This is a genomic window from Ureibacillus sp. FSL K6-0165, assembly GCF_038004285.1.
Classification (GTDB): Bacteria; Bacillota; Bacilli; order Bacillales_A; family Planococcaceae; genus Ureibacillus; species Ureibacillus thermosphaericus.
Window position 1 is genome coordinate 1,956,962 of record NZ_JBBOQS010000001.1, and the last position, 16,093, is coordinate 1,973,054.

The 16,093-nt window shown below is 36.1% G+C and carries 18 protein-coding genes; 16 read left to right on the plus strand and 2 right to left on the minus strand.

What is annotated here, in order from left to right:
* The first annotated feature begins 19 nt into the window (after positions 1–19).
* The 16 genes from NST00_RS09740 (at position 20) to recO (ending at position 13,909) form a co-directional block, all read left to right on the plus strand.
* A complete protein-coding gene (locus NST00_RS09740; protein WP_016838574.1) occupies positions 20–760 on the plus strand; it encodes a 16S rRNA (uracil(1498)-N(3))-methyltransferase in 741 nt (246 codons plus the stop codon).
* Positions 761–775: 15 nt separating this feature from the next.
* A complete protein-coding gene (gene mtaB, locus NST00_RS09745) occupies positions 776–2,107 on the plus strand; it encodes a tRNA (N(6)-L-threonylcarbamoyladenosine(37)-C(2))-methylthiotransferase MtaB (RefSeq protein ID WP_016838573.1) in 1,332 nt (443 codons plus the stop codon).
* 146 nt (positions 2,108–2,253) lie between these two features.
* Positions 2,254–2,907: a deoxyribose-phosphate aldolase gene (deoC, locus tag NST00_RS09750; protein WP_096551221.1), complete on the plus strand. Its 654-nt coding sequence runs from the start codon at positions 2,254–2,256 to the stop codon at positions 2,905–2,907.
* A gap of 102 nt (positions 2,908–3,009) precedes the next feature.
* Positions 3,010–3,183: a 30S ribosomal protein S21 gene (rpsU, locus tag NST00_RS09755; RefSeq protein ID WP_016838571.1), complete on the plus strand. Its 174-nt coding sequence runs from the start codon at positions 3,010–3,012 to the stop codon at positions 3,181–3,183.
* 235 nt (positions 3,184–3,418) lie between these two features.
* Positions 3,419–4,744 carry an NfeD family protein gene (locus tag NST00_RS09760; protein ID WP_340709901.1) on the plus strand — a complete coding sequence of 442 codons (1,326 nt, stop codon included), beginning with the start codon at positions 3,419–3,421 and terminating at the stop codon, positions 4,742–4,744.
* Positions 4,745–4,746: 2 nt separating this feature from the next.
* Positions 4,747–5,739, plus strand: a complete 993-nt coding sequence (gene floA, locus NST00_RS09765) for a flotillin-like protein FloA (RefSeq protein ID WP_445329559.1) — start codon at positions 4,747–4,749, stop codon at positions 5,737–5,739.
* Between the two features lie 30 nt (positions 5,740–5,769).
* Positions 5,770–6,207, plus strand: a complete 438-nt coding sequence (locus tag NST00_RS09770; RefSeq protein WP_096551216.1) for a hypothetical protein — start codon at positions 5,770–5,772, stop codon at positions 6,205–6,207.
* 57 nt (positions 6,208–6,264) lie between these two features.
* Positions 6,265–6,519, plus strand: a complete 255-nt coding sequence (locus tag NST00_RS09775) for a hypothetical protein (protein WP_016838567.1) — start codon at positions 6,265–6,267, stop codon at positions 6,517–6,519.
* Positions 6,503–7,630 carry a sporulation protein YqfD gene (locus tag NST00_RS09780; protein WP_172597871.1) on the plus strand — a complete coding sequence of 376 codons (1,128 nt, stop codon included), beginning with the start codon at positions 6,503–6,505 and terminating at the stop codon, positions 7,628–7,630. Before NST00_RS09775 ends, NST00_RS09780 begins: the two co-directional genes overlap by 17 nt.
* 2 nt (positions 7,631–7,632) lie before the next feature.
* Positions 7,633–8,589 (plus strand): PhoH family protein, encoded by a 957-nt coding sequence (locus NST00_RS09785; RefSeq protein ID WP_016838565.1) that lies wholly within the window; start codon positions 7,633–7,635, stop codon positions 8,587–8,589.
* A gap of 113 nt (positions 8,590–8,702) precedes the next feature.
* A complete protein-coding gene (locus tag NST00_RS09790) occupies positions 8,703–10,826 on the plus strand; it encodes an HD family phosphohydrolase (protein WP_340709902.1) in 2,124 nt (707 codons plus the stop codon).
* Positions 10,827–10,834: 8 nt separating this feature from the next.
* Complete coding sequence (gene ybeY, locus NST00_RS09795) at positions 10,835–11,317, plus strand: rRNA maturation RNase YbeY (protein WP_340709903.1); 483 nt, start codon at positions 10,835–10,837, stop codon at positions 11,315–11,317.
* Positions 11,310–11,660: a diacylglycerol kinase family protein gene (locus NST00_RS09800; RefSeq protein ID WP_016838562.1), complete on the plus strand. Its 351-nt coding sequence runs from the start codon at positions 11,310–11,312 to the stop codon at positions 11,658–11,660. The genes ybeY and NST00_RS09800 overlap by 8 nt, the downstream gene beginning before the upstream one ends.
* A 20-nt stretch (positions 11,661–11,680) precedes the next feature.
* Complete coding sequence (locus NST00_RS09805) at positions 11,681–12,082, plus strand: cytidine deaminase (RefSeq protein ID WP_016838561.1); 402 nt, start codon at positions 11,681–11,683, stop codon at positions 12,080–12,082.
* Positions 12,075–12,989 (plus strand): GTPase Era, encoded by a 915-nt coding sequence (era, locus tag NST00_RS09810; protein ID WP_016838560.1) that lies wholly within the window; start codon positions 12,075–12,077, stop codon positions 12,987–12,989. The genes NST00_RS09805 and era overlap by 8 nt, the downstream gene beginning before the upstream one ends.
* 125 nt (positions 12,990–13,114) lie before the next feature.
* Positions 13,115–13,909, plus strand: coding sequence for a DNA repair protein RecO (gene recO / locus NST00_RS09815; RefSeq protein ID WP_340709905.1), 795 nt, complete (start codon positions 13,115–13,117; stop codon positions 13,907–13,909).
* Between the two features lie 45 nt (positions 13,910–13,954).
* Here recO and NST00_RS09820 read toward each other — a convergent pair whose 3' ends face one another.
* Together NST00_RS09820 and NST00_RS09825 are read right to left on the minus strand one after the other, a co-directional pair.
* Positions 13,955–14,434 (minus strand): hypothetical protein, encoded by a 480-nt coding sequence (locus NST00_RS09820; RefSeq protein WP_168412324.1) that lies wholly within the window; start codon positions 14,432–14,434, stop codon positions 13,955–13,957.
* A 166-nt stretch (positions 14,435–14,600) separates the two neighbouring features.
* Positions 14,601–15,986, minus strand: a complete 1,386-nt coding sequence (locus NST00_RS09825) for a glycine--tRNA ligase (protein WP_016838557.1) — start codon at positions 15,984–15,986, stop codon at positions 14,601–14,603.
* Positions 15,987–16,093: the final 107 nt, after the last annotated feature.

The following is a 16,093-nucleotide window of genomic DNA, read 5'->3' on the forward strand; positions in this document are numbered from 1 at the left end:
TTACTTTTAGGAGGAAATAATGCAAAGGTATTTTGTTGATGAACCATTTAATGAACAAAAGCAATTGACAATTACAGGTGAAAGTGCTCGGCATATTTCGAAAGTAATGCGCATGCAAAAAGGAGACAAAATTATTGTCGTGCAAAAGGAAATTGCTTATCTTTGTACAATTCTTTCTGTTGGACAAGAAGTGTTAGTAGAGCAAACGGGTGAAACGATTCCTTCTCCTGAAATGCCCATTCAAGTAGACATTGCTTGCGGTTTACCTAAAGGAGATAAACTTGAATTTATAGCACAAAAAGGGACAGAGCTTGGCATGCATGCATTGATTCCTTTTGTAGCAGAACGATCCATCGTCAAATGGGATGAAAAAAAGAGCGATAAGAAAATCCAACGGCTATCCAAAATAGCTCAGGAAGCTGCAGAACAATCCCATCGCACATTTGTGCCGATTATTTCCCCTCCTCTTTCATTCAAACAACTATTGGAAACATTTCCTTCATACGATGCAGTATTTGTTGCTGATGAAGAAGAGGCTAAGGGTAAGCGCACAAGATTTGCGGATCAGCTAAAAAAAGTGTATGATAGTGAATCGAAGTGCATTTTATTTATTTTTGGCCCAGAAGGTGGAATTTCAAGGAAAGAAATTGAACTTCTAAAAGAACAAGGTGCACTCAGTGTTGCTTTAGGTCCAAGAATTTTACGTGCAGAAACGGCGCCATTATATGTCCTTTCTGCCATATCATATGAATTTGAATGAAAGAGGTGTGTTGCCTTGCAAACGGTGGCGTTTCACACATTAGGCTGTAAGGTAAATCATTACGAAACTGAGGCCATTTGGCAATTATTTAAAGAGAATGGTTACGAACGTGTTGATTTTGAAGAACAAGCAGACGTTTATGTCATAAATACATGCACTGTTACAAATACAGGAGATAAAAAGTCCCGCCAAGTTATTCGTAGAGCTATTCGTCAAAATCCGGATGCTGTGATATGTGTAACAGGATGTTACGCACAAACTTCACCTGCTGAAATTTTAGAAATTCCAGGTGTGGACATTGTGGTAGGTACGCAAGATCGAGTAAAAATGCTTGATTATATTGAACAGTACCGTAAAGAGAGACAGCCCATTAATGCAGTACATAATATTATGAAAAATCGCGTATTTGAAGAATTGGATGTTCCTTATTTTACTGATCGCACTCGTGCTTCGTTAAAAATACAAGAGGGTTGCAACAACTTCTGCACTTTCTGTATTATTCCTTGGGCGCGCGGATTAATGCGTTCACGTGATCCACAAGCAGTAATCAAACAAGCACAAGCGCTTGTAGATGCAGGTTATTTAGAAATCGTGTTAACGGGTATTCATACAGGTGGATACGGTCAAGATTTTAAAGATTACAATTTAGCCCAATTGTTACGCGATATTGAAGCAAATGTAAAAGGAATTAAACGTTTGCGAATTTCATCGATTGAAGCCTCTCAAATAACAGATGAAGTCATTGACGTATTGAGAAAGTCGAAAATCGTTGTGAATCATTTACACATTCCGCTCCAATCTGGTTCTGATACAGTTTTGAAGCGTATGCGCCGAAAATATACAATGGATTTCTTCGCGGAAAGATTAAATAAATTAAAAGAAGCATTGCCAAATTTGGCAATAACTTCTGACATCATCGTTGGTTTCCCAGGTGAGACGGAAGAAGAGTTTATGGAAACGTACAACTTTGTAGCTGAACATAAATTTGCAGAGTTACACGTATTCCCATATTCAAAAAGAACTGGAACTCCAGCGGCAAGAATGGAAAACCAAATTGACGAAGAAGTTAAAAATGAACGAGTACATCGTTTGATTACATTAAATGATCAATTGGCGAAAGAATACGCTTCTCGATTCGAAGGGGAAGTATTGGAAGTTATTCCTGAAGAACATGTGAAAGAATTTGGACCAAACATGTTAGCCGGTTATACAGATAATTATTTGCGAGTTGTTTTTGAAGGAACGCCAGATCTCATTGGAAAATTAGTTAAAGTGAAGATTACAAAAGCGGGATATCCATATAATGAAGGTCAATTTGTTCGCGTATTAGAAGAACAAGTTCAATAATAATTCATTGCGCATTCTTGTACAGATACAGGAATGCGCATTTGTTTTATTCATTGAACAATTTTCACCTTAATATGAATGATTTTCGTATGTTATCATAAGGTCAATTGGACAAGAATAAATAATACATTAAAGGAGCAATTACAATGATAACAAATTATGCTTCATATATTGACCATACGTTGCTCTCACCAGATGCAACGAAAGAACAAATTGGAAAATTGTGCCAAGAAGCAAGAAAATATGGCTTTGCATCTGTTTGTGTGAATCCATATTGGGTAAAGTACTGTAAAAATTTATTGCAGGACACATGCGTTAAAGTTTGCACAGTCATTGGTTTTCCTCTCGGAGCTACAACGACGGAAACAAAAATAATTGAAACAAAACAAGCAATTGAACAAGGTGCAGATGAAATTGATATGGTCATTAATATCGGATTGCTTAAGACGCGTGATTATGAACGAGTGAAAGAAGATATTCAACACGTTATTGATGCTGCGGGTGGAAAAATTGTGAAAGTAATTATTGAAACATGTTTGTTAACCGATGAAGAAAAGGTGAGAGCATGTCAATTGGCAGTTGATGCTGGTGCCGCATTTGTCAAAACATCAACAGGATTCTCAAAAAGTGGAGCCACTGTAGAAGATGTCGCATTAATGCGAAAAACTGTTGGCCAACAAGTTGGAGTAAAAGCTTCAGGTGGAATTAGAAGTTTTTCTGATATGAAAAAAATGTTGGAGGCTGGAGCAAATCGTATTGGTACTAGCAGCGGAGTCAGAATTATTGAAGAAACTTTATAGGATTTCTATTGACTCAATATTTACAATACGATATAATTTTCGAGTACACAATTAACGCATGTTTTCTGTGTATTGACGTGTGTTCGGAGGGAGGGAAAAGAGATGACAAAAACTGTCGTAAGAAAAAACGAAACACTTGAAGATGCTCTTCGTCGCTTCAAACGAACTGTATCTAAAAGTGGTACAATTCAAGAGATTAGAAAACGCGAATATTATGAAAAACCAAGCGTAAGACGTAAGAAAAAATCTGAAGCTGCACGTAAACGTAAGTGGTAATCTAATTATACCCTTCGTTCGTAACACGCGTAAGATACACTTTAGCTTAGTAAATCATACCCTAGTATTTGTTAAACAAATACTAGGGTTTTTTGCATTAATACTTCAATCATTTACATACTTAACAGAGGAACAACAATTGATTTTCATGTACAATATAATTAATTATTAAATGAAAAATTTGAAACTTTTCATTCAATTGAGACGTAAACAATATTGAGGAAGGAGGGAACAGATGAATCAGCCGCACATTTTCCGATGGATTGTACTTCTAGCAGCTACATTGTTTTTCTTATTTCCGAATAACACTTTTGCGAAAGAAAAAGTATATCACATTCCTATAGAAAATGAAGTCGAAAGAGGTTTATATGAATTTTTAAAACGTTCCTTTAAAGAAGCGATTGAAAATAAAGCAGATGCTATCGTACTTGAAATACATACCCCAGGTGGCTATGTTGACGTCGCTTACGATATAGGAAAATTAATGGATGAGACGCCTGCGAAAATTATAGCATTTATTAACTCAAAAGCTCTTTCAGCAGGTGCTTATATCGCTCTTCATGCAGATGAAATCTACATGACACCAAATGCGACGATGGGAGCGGCGCAAATTATCGATATGAATGGAAATGCTGCAAGTGAAAAAGCGAATAGTGCTTGGATTAAAAATATGCAAGCTGCAGCAGAATCAACCAATCGAAATCCAGATTATGCTCGAGCGATGGCGGATGCTAGCCTTGATTTGCCAGAATTGAATAGTCCGAAAGGGAAACTGTTAACACTAACAGCAGAAGAAGCTTATCGGATCGAGTATTCTAATGGAACGGTTGAAAATTTAAATGAATTGCTAGCAAAAACAGGTTTAGAGGATAGCGAAGTTTTTTCCCTGCATGAAACCTTTGCTGAAAAATTGGCTAGATTTTTAACGAACCCCATTGTGGTAACGTTATTGTTAACAATCGCTTCTCTAGGTTTAGTGTTAGAACTATTTTCCCCTGGTTTCGGAGCACCGGGTATCATTGGTATTATTTCATTAATTTTATTTTTCTTCGGCCACACAGTAGCAGGTTTTGCTGGTTTTGAAACGATTATACTATTTATAATTGGTTTTGTTTTACTAATTGCTGAGCTATTTGTACCTGGAGGAATTTTAGGCCTCATTGGTGGTGCTATTATGATCATCAGTCTATTATTTGCTGGTGAAAGCTTCGTTCATATGGCTTATTCAATTATCATAGCATTGGCAATTGCCATAATAGGAATGGTGGTATTAGTGAAGTTTTTCGGAAAAAATTTACATGTCTTTAGCAAACTTGTCTTGAAGGATGCAACCTCCACAGAAGAAGGTTATGTATCCAACGTCAATCGAATTGATTTAATTGGGAAAGAAGGAATAACGGTTACACCATTGCGTCCTTCAGGAACGGTTTTAGTGGATGATGAAAGAATCGATGTTGTTTCAGAAGGTAGTTACATCGATTCCAACAAAAAAGTTAAAGTGATTGAAGTAGAGGGGTCACGCATTGTTGTTAGAGAAATAAAAGAGAAAGAGGGAGATTAAGCATGATGTTGATTGATGGTTTATTCATCACTTCCATTGTTGGAATTGTCTTTGCAATCATTGTATTAGGTATTTTCTTTACATTCGTGCCAGTAGGTCTGTGGATTAGCGCTTTAGCTGCTGGAGTGCGAGTTAGCATATTTACTTTGATCGGAATGCGATTACGTCGAGTAATTCCTGGTCGTATTGTGAACCCATTAATTAAGGCTCATAAAGCAGGTTTAGATGTGTCAATCAATCAATTGGAATCCCATTATTTAGCTGGTGGTAATGTTGACCGCGTTGTAAATGCATTAATTGCAGCGCAAAGAGCAAATATCGAATTATCTTTTGAACGTGCCGCTGCAATCGACTTAGCTGGTCGTGATGTATTAGAAGCGGTTCAAATGTCAGTAAATCCTAAAGTTATTGAAACACCGTTTATTGCCGGTGTCGCCCTTAACGGGATTGAAGTAAAGGCTAAAGCAAGAATTACTGTACGTGCGAATTTAGACCGTTTAGTCGGCGGTGCCGGTGAAGAAACCGTGATTGCCCGCGTGGGAGAAGGTATCGTTTCCACTATTGGTGCCAGTGAATCCCATTCAAAAGTTTTAGAAAATCCAGATTTGATTTCTCAAACAGTGTTGAAAAAAGGGTTAGATGCTGGAACAGCTTTTGAGATTTTATCCATCGATATTGCAGATGTGGATGTTGGTAAAAATATTGGGGCAGAATTGCAAATTGAGCAAGCTCAAGCAGATAAAAATATCGCTCAAGCGAAGGCGGAAGAACGTCGTGCAATGGCAGTAGCGAAAGAACAAGAAATGGTTGCTAGAACTCAAGAAATGAAAGCAAAAGTAGTAGAAGCTGAAGCACAAATACCGTTGGCAATGGCGGAAGCTTTACGCTCTGGTAATTTGGGAATTATGGATTATATGAATTACAAAAATATTCAAGCGGACACTGCAATGCGTGATTCTATTGCAAATGTGACGAAGAATCAACAAGAGGATTAAGAGATACTCCTCCAGAAAGGAGTGTTATAGTTGGAGAGTTTAATTCTATTTATCATTATAGCTCTAGTTAGTTCTTTTTTTAGCTCGTCAAAAAGACGGCATGATCAATCTACCCCTCCTATTCAAAAAGAACATCGTCAAAGACCAAAAATTGAAATCAAAACATTAGATGAATTTGCAAATGAAGTGATGAAACAATTAACGGAAGAAAAGGAAGTAAAACAGAGAGAATCCGTAATGGTAGATGAGAAGGAGCAAGAACCTTCACCAATACAACAACAAGTACAACCTGTGCCCAATAATGTCGAGTTAAAAGAACGTTCAAATCAAACTCCTGTCGTAACGAAAGAAACGAAATCTCATCCACAGGTAAGTCATAAACTTCCATTCTTATCTTCAAAAGAAGCGTTAAGGAATGCTATCATTACACAAGAAATTTTAGGACCACCAAAATCGAAAAAACGGTAAAAAATCATGTCCTCCCATTCCTAAGCATATACTTGGTGAAAGGGAGGGCAGTTTTTTTTGAAAAAATTATTCCAGATTGACCCTATAATTGAAATGATGAATTGTCGCCAATTACGAATGATAGGAAACTATAAATTTTTAGAAGCATCGGAGCATCATTGTAAGTTTTATTATGAAGGTTTTCTCGTGATGATTGAGGCTGACAAAGTACATATTAATGTACTAAAAGAAGAAGAAATTTTAGTACATGTTGATCAGTTAAAAAATTTTGAAATGAAGCGACAGGTGAATGAAAATGAAATTATACGATAGCCGCCCTGTAGAAATTCGTGTTTCTCGCAGTGGAAACGTACATGAATTGATTCGACGCTTACAACAAAATCGAGTGAAATTACGAGAAATAGAGTTTTTAGAGGATGAAGTCAAATTTGAAATTTCTAGAAAAGATGTGACTATTGTACGTTCATTGCGGAAAAAATTAAATTTGAAAGTAAAAATACGTTACCTGCAACAATCAAGGATTTTTCAAAAAACTGGTTGGACAATTATTGGAATAATACTGTTGATTTTCATCCCCATCATCTGTTCACAATTTATTTGGAAAGTTGAAGTGGAAGCAAGTACGCCAGAATTGAAGGCGAAAGTTGAAAAGATAATAGATGAAAAATTACAACTAGACAATCCTGTGTTAAAACGAAAACTTGTATCCGATTTTGAAATACGACAAACCATTATGGAAGAAGTACGTGATCTTTCTTGGGTGCATATTATCAAAAAGGGAAGCAGTATGACAATTGTTCCCCAACTAGCACCAATAACGGAAAATAAAGAAAAGAAAAGCGACGGACTATATCATTTAGTTGCTTCGAAAAGTGGTGTGATAACTCATTTTAATATTACAAGCGGTGAGCGTCGAGTTATGCCAAATATGACTGTGTATAAAGGAGATGTTCTTGTATCAGGAGTCATTACTGTAGGTGAAGATGAATATATGGCTGTGGGTGCGCAGGGAGAAGTATATGCTGATTACTGGCTAGAAACGAGTTTTGAGATACCGAGGAAAGTCAAATACATTTCAGCCGCTGACAGCAAGTGGATATTTGGATTGAAAAATAGCGATGAAAAGGAGAAAGAGTTATCGTTTCAAAAAATCAAATTGCCAAATTGGATTTCAAATTACATCGAAATCAAAAAGACGCAAAATTATATTACAACTGTACAAGAACTGTCAGAAGATCAAATCGACTCATTTATTTTGCCGCTATTGCACGAAAAAATTTTAAAATCACTACCTCCAAAAACGATTATCAAGAAAGAAAATATTTTGCACGTTACCTTCGATGATGATAAAGTTAAAGGGAAAGTCCTTTTTTTGGTAAACGAAAATATTGCGAAAGAATATCCAATTAGTCAAGGAGATTAGATATGGCTGAAGAATTAACAGAGTTACATGTTGAAAACCCAAATGAAGCAATTATGCTTCTAGGAATGGGCGATGCTAATATAAAGTTAATTGAAGAATCATTTAATTGTCGTATCATTACTCGCGGTGAAATCATTCAAATTACAGGTGAAGTAGAACAAAAGAAGCAAGTAACATTGTTGCTAAAAGAATTATTAAAAGTTATTCGTAAAGGCATTAATATTGATTTAAGAGACGTTTCAAGTGCCATTGAAATGTTAAATAAAGGAACACTTGAATATTTTTCAGAGTTATATGACGTTGAAATAGGTAGAACTCATAATGGCAAGCCTATCCGTGCCAAAACGATTGGTCAACGTGAATATATAAAGGCTATTCGTTCTCATGATTTAGTTTTTGCCATCGGGCCTGCAGGTACGGGGAAAACATATTTAGCAGTAGTCATGGCAACACAAGCATTAAAAAATGGACATGTTAAACGAATCATTCTAACACGTCCAGCTGTAGAGGCAGGAGAGTCGCTCGGATTTTTACCTGGTGATTTAAAAGAAAAAGTTGACCCATATTTACGGCCATTATACGATGCCTTACACGATATTTATGGAACAGAACATACTCAACGATTAATTGAGCGGGGAACAATTGAAATTGCTCCACTTGCTTATATGCGTGGCCGTACGTTAGATGATGCTTTTGTTATTTTGGATGAAGCTCAAAATACAACCCATATGCAAATGAAAATGTTTTTAACTCGATTAGGATTTGGGTCCAAAATGGTTATTACAGGAGATAAATCTCAAATTGACTTACCGAAAAATGTAGAATCTGGATTGATGATTGCTGAACGAGTGTTGAAAAATGTGAAAGATATTCATTTTACCTATTTGGAAGCAGGAGATGTAGTAAGGCATCCTCTTGTGGCAAAAATTATTCAAGCCTATTTCGATCAAGAACTATAAAAATGTGTACGCCAGTTCGTACACATTTTTTATTTACTAAAGAATCCAATTCTACCAATGAAAAACGAACGAGAAATTGATAAACTATTAATATACAATATTGGGGGTGCGTTATGGATAAGCACTTAATAAAATTACTGGACATGTTCGGTTTTCGTGTATTACTGATTACTATATTATTTATTACTGGCCTATTACAGTTTTTTATCATGTTTGGCAATGTTCGAGGAGATACATATGATGTCCAACCATTTCAATTAGCTCCAGAAACAATACGAGCTGTGAAAACCGTAGAAGATACTGAAAAAACAGAAAAGGAGAGACAAGCAGCAGTAGATGCTGTGGAATCCGTATATGTCTTTGATGAAGAAATTGTCGATCATCGGGTGGCGCTTATTGAAACAATACATGAAATTATTTTGGACGTCCGAAAAGAAATTTCCGGAAATGGTACTAGAATATTATTGAAAGAAGAGCAAATTCAACTGCTTCAAGATAAATTAAAGGAAATCACTGAAAGTCAAACTTCCCTGCGATTCACAGATGAACATTTATGGACTTTTATCACTGTGGACGAAAAGGAATTAAGTAAAGCTCATACCACATTGATTCAACTAGTGAAAGATACTCTATCGGTCCCAATACGCAAGGAAAATGTCACATCCGTGCGCAATGAATTAGAATCAAAAATTCGTGCACATGAGAGTATTAGTAATTCCCTTATACCACCATTAGTTATTTTAGGAAGGGTAGCAGTTGTTGAAACTGAAACGTTGGATGAAGAAAAAACTGAAGAATTAAAACAACGAGCACGGCAAGCAGTTGAACCAACTCGTATTTTACAAGGTCAAATTATCGTACAAGAAGGCGAATTGATCGACAGAGAAAAATATCGACAGCTGGAATTATTAGGGATGACAAATAATAAGGCATCTATAAAACCTGTATTGGGACTAGCAATTTTAGTTATATTGCAAATGACTTTTCTTTATTTCTTATTTGACAAACTTAATATTGATGTGCAAAAAAAGAGAAAACAAGTTGTTGCAACGGTAATTGTTTATCTATTTTCAATCGGATTTATGGAACTTATTAATTTATTAGATGATTTTGAAGTCCAAATAGCCTTTTTATTTCCCTCTGCTTTAACGACTATGCTTGTGAGTTTATTAGCATCTCACAAAGTTGCAAGTCTAGTAACATTACTCACGGCCGCATCGGCAGGTGTTATATTCCAAGAAGGGTATTCGGCAGTATTGCAAATGGAAATTGCATTGTATATATTGCTTGGTGGCTATGCATGCATTTACTTTATGAAATCGATTGAAAATCGTTCTGATATATTAAAGGGTTGTGGAATTGTAGTTATTATTAATATATTATTTATTGCATTCTATTTATTAATGTCCCAATCCCATTATGAACCGTTAGAATTATTATTTTACGGAGTGGCAGCAGTAGTTTCAGGTTTGTTGTCTGGCGCTTTAACGATGGGATTGTTGCCATTCTTTGAATCAGCCTTTGGAATTTTGTCGACAATGAAATTAATCGAATTATCGAATCCAAATCATCCGCTATTGAAAAAAATATTAACCGAAACACCTGGAACGTATCATCATAGCATCATGGTCGCAAATTTAGCGGAAGCCGCTTGTGAAGCTATTGGAGCAGATGGATTGCTTGCTCGAGTAGGAAGTTATTATCATGATATTGGGAAGACGAGACGTCCTGCATTTTTCGTCGAAAACCAAATGTCAGGTATCAATCCACATGACTCGCTGCCACCGGAAAGAAGTGCAGAAATTATTATAGCCCATACAACTGATGGAGCAGAAATCTTACAAAAGCATAAAATGCCACAAGAAATTATTGATATTGCACTTCAACATCATGGCACAAGTTCGTTAAAATATTTTTTGCATAAAGCAAAAGAACAAGGCGTAGTTAAAGATGAGTCCATCTTCCACTATCCGGGGCCAAAACCTCAAACGAAAGAAATTGCGGTCATTAGCATCGCTGATAGTGTAGAAGCGGCCGCTCGCTCCATGAAGCAACCTAATGCTGAGAAAATTCGCAATTTAGTGCAATCGATTATTAAAAATAAATTAGAGGAACAACAATTTGATGAATGCGATATTTCCATTAAGGAGTTAAAAATAATTGAAAAAGTGCTTTGTGAAACACTAAATGGCACGTTCCACTCTAGAATTGAGTATCCAAAAGAGGATAAAAATTAGGAGGAACTATGACTTTAACAATTGATTTTTTAGATGAGACAAATAAATTAAGCGATGAACATATCGAACTTGTTGAAAAATTGCTTCAATATGCTGCGAAACTAGAAAATATCAACAATGCAGAAGTTTCTGTTACCTTTGTAACTAATGAAAAGATACATGAAATAAATCGTGAATACCGTGACAAAGACCAGCCGACAGATGTTATTTCCTTCGCTCTAGAAGAAATGGGCGAAGGAGAAATCGAAATTATTGGAGTTGGAGAATTACCTCGTGTTCTAGGTGATATTATTATTTCTGTCGATCGAACGAGGGAACAGGCAGAAGAGTACGGGCATACATTTGAAAGAGAACTTGGTTTTCTTGCCGTACATGGATTTTTGCATTTATTAGGATATGATCATATGACGGAAGAAGACGAAAAAGTAATGTTTTCAAGACAAGAGGAAATTCTCACATCATACGGCTTAGGTCGTGATTTTCATGCGTAAATTTTTTCGTTCTTTCCACTATGCAATTGAAGGAATACGATTTGCAATGAAAGAACGAAATATGCGCATCCATGTTACTTGTGCTGTATTGGTTACGATTGCAGGCTTATGTTCGCAATTAAGTGCAGCGGAATGGCTGGTGTTAATCTTAACGATGGCCCTTGTGATTGCGTTAGAAATGGTGAATACTGCAATAGAAACAGTCGTCAATCTTGTTTCACCAGAATATCATGCTCTTGCAAAAGCAGCGAAGGATGTTGCGGCTGGTGCAGTGCTCATTTCTGCAATCGCAAGCATTTTCATTGGATTGATTATTTTTCTGCCTAAATGGTTTCTCATGTAATAGGAGGCGTATCCGTACATATGGATGTACAAAAGTTAATGAATGAAGCGAAACACGCCCGTGAAAAAGCATATGCTCCTTACTCTAAATTTTCTGTTGGAGCCGCATTATTGACGAAGAGCGGGAAAATTTTTCACGGTTGTAATATTGAAAATGCTAGCTTTAGTATGACAAATTGTGCAGAACGAACTGCAATTTTTAAAGCCGTTTCAGAAGGGGAAACAAAATTTGAGGCAATTGCTGTCATTGCCGATACAAAAAATCCCGTTTCTCCATGCGGTGCATGTAGACAGGTAATGGCTGAATTTTGTTCACCAGAGATGCCTGTTTATTTAGCAAATTTACAAGGAAAAATACAAAAAACAACTGTAAAACAATTATTACCAAGTGCTTTTAATTCGGAGGATATGAAAGATGCATGACAATCATCGTTTTAAATCAGGATTCATTTCAATTATTGGTAGACCAAACGTAGGAAAATCGACATTTTTAAATCGTGTAATTGGCCAAAAAATTGCTATTATGTCGGATAAACCTCAAACAACTCGAAATAAAATACAAGGTGTATTGACGAGAGAAAAAAGCCAAATGGTATTTATTGATACACCAGGAATTCATAAACCGAAGCATAAACTAGGCGAATTTATGGTGAAGGTCTCTAAAAATACACTGCGTGAAGTAGATTTAATTATGTTTATGGTTAATGCAGAAGAAAAGATTGGCAAAGGCGACGAATTCATTATGGAATTGTTAAGTGAAACGAATACTCCGGTGTTTTTAGTGATTAATAAAATAGATAAAATTCATCCAGATGAATTATTAGAAATTATTGATGCTTATAGAGAAAAAATGGATTTTGCAGAAATCATTCCAATCTCTGCATTGGAGGGGAATAATGTAGAACGATTGCTAGAAACAATTGAAAACTACTTACCAGAGGGACCTCAATATTATCCAAGCGACCAAGTTACAGATCATCCAGAGCGCTTTATCATATCAGAACTGATTCGTGAAAAAGTATTACATTTAACGAGAGAAGAAATACCTCATTCTGTAGCGGTTATCATTGATAAAATTCGCAGGGATGAAAAAAATGAAAATCTCATTCACGTGAATGCCACGATTATGGTTGAGCGGGACTCGCAGAAAGGGATTATCATTGGTAAAGGCGGATCTTTGCTAAAAGAAGTCGGAACTCAAGCAAGAAAAGATATTGAAATGCTCCTCGGTTCAAAAGTTTATTTAGAACTTTGGGTAAAGGTTCAAAAGGATTGGCGAAATAAAATCACATACCTAAGAGACTTTGGATATCGAGAAGATGAATATTAAAATGTTTAAGAGTGCGTCTAATTACTTACGACGCACTCTTTATGAATTTTTATTCATCGTCCTTTTATCGAAATCATTATTAAATAAGATTCTAGAATGCCTCAGTGAAAAGGGATGTGCAACAGATGCTAAGTAAATTAGAGGGCATTGTTTTAAAAACAAGAGATTATGGGGAATCAAATAAAATTGTTACACTGATGACAAAAGAAGCTGGAAAAGTTGCAGTGATGGCTAGAGGTGCTAAGAAACCGCGGAGCAGGTTAGCGTCAATATCTCAAACTTTTATGCATGGTATTTTCATTGTACAACGATCTTCGGGTATAGGCACGTTACAGCAAGGTGAGCTTATCAATTCGATGCGACATATTCAAACCGATATATTACGAGCAGCTTATGCTAGTTACATTGTGGAAATGGTAGATCGATTAATAGAAGAGGGAAATCCGCAACCATTTCCTTACGAAGTGTTGAAACAAGCTTTATATGCGATTGAAGATGAGCATGATCCAGAAGCAATCGCATTGTTCGTTGATTGGAAGTTTCTTCCTTATGCAGGGGTAAGGCCTATTTTGCATCAATGTTCATCCTGTGGTGCGGTAGAAGGGGAATTTGCCTTTTCCTTTTCACAAGGAGGATTTCTTTGCCACCGTTGTTTTCATGTTGACCCCTATATTATTCGGCTAAGTCCAACACAATTAAAATTAATTCGCGTGTTTTCTACTATTCCAATTGAGAAAATTGGAAAGTTGGAGTTAAAGCGTGAAACGAAACACTTTATCAAGAAAATTGTAACGACGATTTATGAAGAACAAACAGGTATGCGTTTAAAGTCTCGTTCATTTATTGAACAGCTTGAAAAATCAGAAGCTTTGTACTCGTTACAAAAAGACAATAAAGACAAAACAGGCGACAAACTTTAGGCGCCTGTTTTTATTGAAATATATATTGTATTAATATTTCTATCATTATCTTAATTCAGCTAAAATAGGCATTAAATCTTCTTTAAAAGCTTGCCAAAATTTTTCCTCTAGCTCAGGAATTAGGATGTGTTTAACATTTTTCAATTCCAAATACAGCTTTTCAATTTTGTCATCGACAAGTCTCATTCGATGATTGATTTTCTCTCGTTCTTCTTCAATATTTAGAATAATAAAACTATCCATCAAAAGTTTAAGTTGATTATATTTTTTTATTGTACTTTCGTAAGCTTCTTTATGAAACACACCAAGCGATGTAGTAAGATCGATCTGTTTTCGGTGATATTGTGCCGCATGAAAATATTGTTGAATTTTCAAATTTGTATTGAATATTAATTGACTGTTGGAACTATTGGAAGGTACTTCTCGCTTTAATATCGCTGTCACAATATTCTTTAATTGGCTGAAAACGTCGCTAACTTGAAGTTCTTGTTGTTTCTTAAAACTTGTAAATGAACTAAACAGCATATAGCTCCCCCCTAATCCAAAATCCCTTAACTCAATTATACTAGAGGGGGAAAGAATATGTATATTTAATTCAGATAATTCTGATTTTAAAATAATGAACAACATATCATTAGACAAAAGAAAAAAAGCTGTACAATCATGTACAGCTTTCATCATGTAAGCAATATTAGAATTGTAAGTGCTTTTCAATATAAGCTTTTACATCCGCAATTGGCATGCGTACTTGCTCCATTGAATCTCGATGACGCACAGTCACTTGACCGTCTTCTTTTGAATCGAAGTCGTAAGTGATGCAGAATGGTGTTCCAATTTCGTCTTGGCGGCGATAACGTTTACCGATGGATTGAGATTCATCATAATCTACTGGGAAATATTTGCGCAATTCGTTCCAAACTTCAGTTGCTTCCTCAGACAGTTTTTTCGATAGTGGAAGAACTGCCGCTTTAAATGGAGCGATAACCGGATGGAATCTAAGCACTGTGCGTTTGTCTCCATCTTCTAGTTGTTCTTCGTCATATGCATCACATAGGAATGCCAATGTTACACGGTCTGCTCCGACAGATGGTTCGATGCAGTAAGGAACGTAACGCTCATTTGTAACTGGATCGATGTAAGTGAAATCTTCGTTTGAATATTGCATATGTTGCTTCAAGTCATAATCTGTGCGGTCTGCAATACCCCAAAGTTCGCCCCAACCGAATGGGAATTTATATTCGATATCTGTTGTTGCTTTCGAATAGTGGGATAATTCTTCTTCGGAATGATCGCGAAGGCGAATGTTTTCTTCGCTCATGCCCAAACTTAACAACCAGTTTTTACAAAATTCTTTCCAGTAATTTTGCCATTCTAAATCTTCACCAGGTTTACAGAAGAACTCCAACTCCATTTGTTCGAATTCACGCGTACGGAATGTAAAGTTACCAGGCGTAATTTCGTTTCGGAAAGATTTACCAATTTGTGCAATACCAAATGGAAGTTTTTTGCGCATAGAACGTTGAACGTTTTTGAAGTTAACAAAAATACCTTGAGCCGTTTCTGGTCTTAAATAAATTTCGTTAGAAGAGCTTTCTGTAACACCTTGGAATGTTTTAAACATTAAGTTAAATTGGCGAATTTCAGTGAAATCTTGTGCACCACAATCAGGGCAGGAAACATCATATTGCTTCATGATTTCTGCCATTTTTTCAAATGATAAGCCGTCAACGATAATTTCATCACCTTTTTGTAGAGCTGCTTCTTCTATTAACTTATCAGCTCGATGTCTTGCTTTACATTGTTTACAATCAATCATTGGGTCATTGAAGTTTCCAACATGTCCTGATGCTTCCCAAGTGCGTGGATTCATTAAAATTGCTGCATCAAGTCCAACGTTGTAAGGTGACTCTTGAACAAATTTTTGCCACCATGCTTTTTTAATATTATTTTTCAGTTCCACACCAAGAGGACCATAATCCCATGTATTAGCAAGTCCCCCGTATATTTCAGAACCTGGAAATACAAATCCACGTTGTTTTGATAAATTCACAATAGTTTCCATTGATTGAACAGCCATTTTTGTTCCTCCTATTTAATTTTATTTTTCATAATAATAATAGAAAAGCACCCGTCTCCGGGCCATAAGCCCGGGGACGAGTGCTGGAATACATAATTACACCCGCG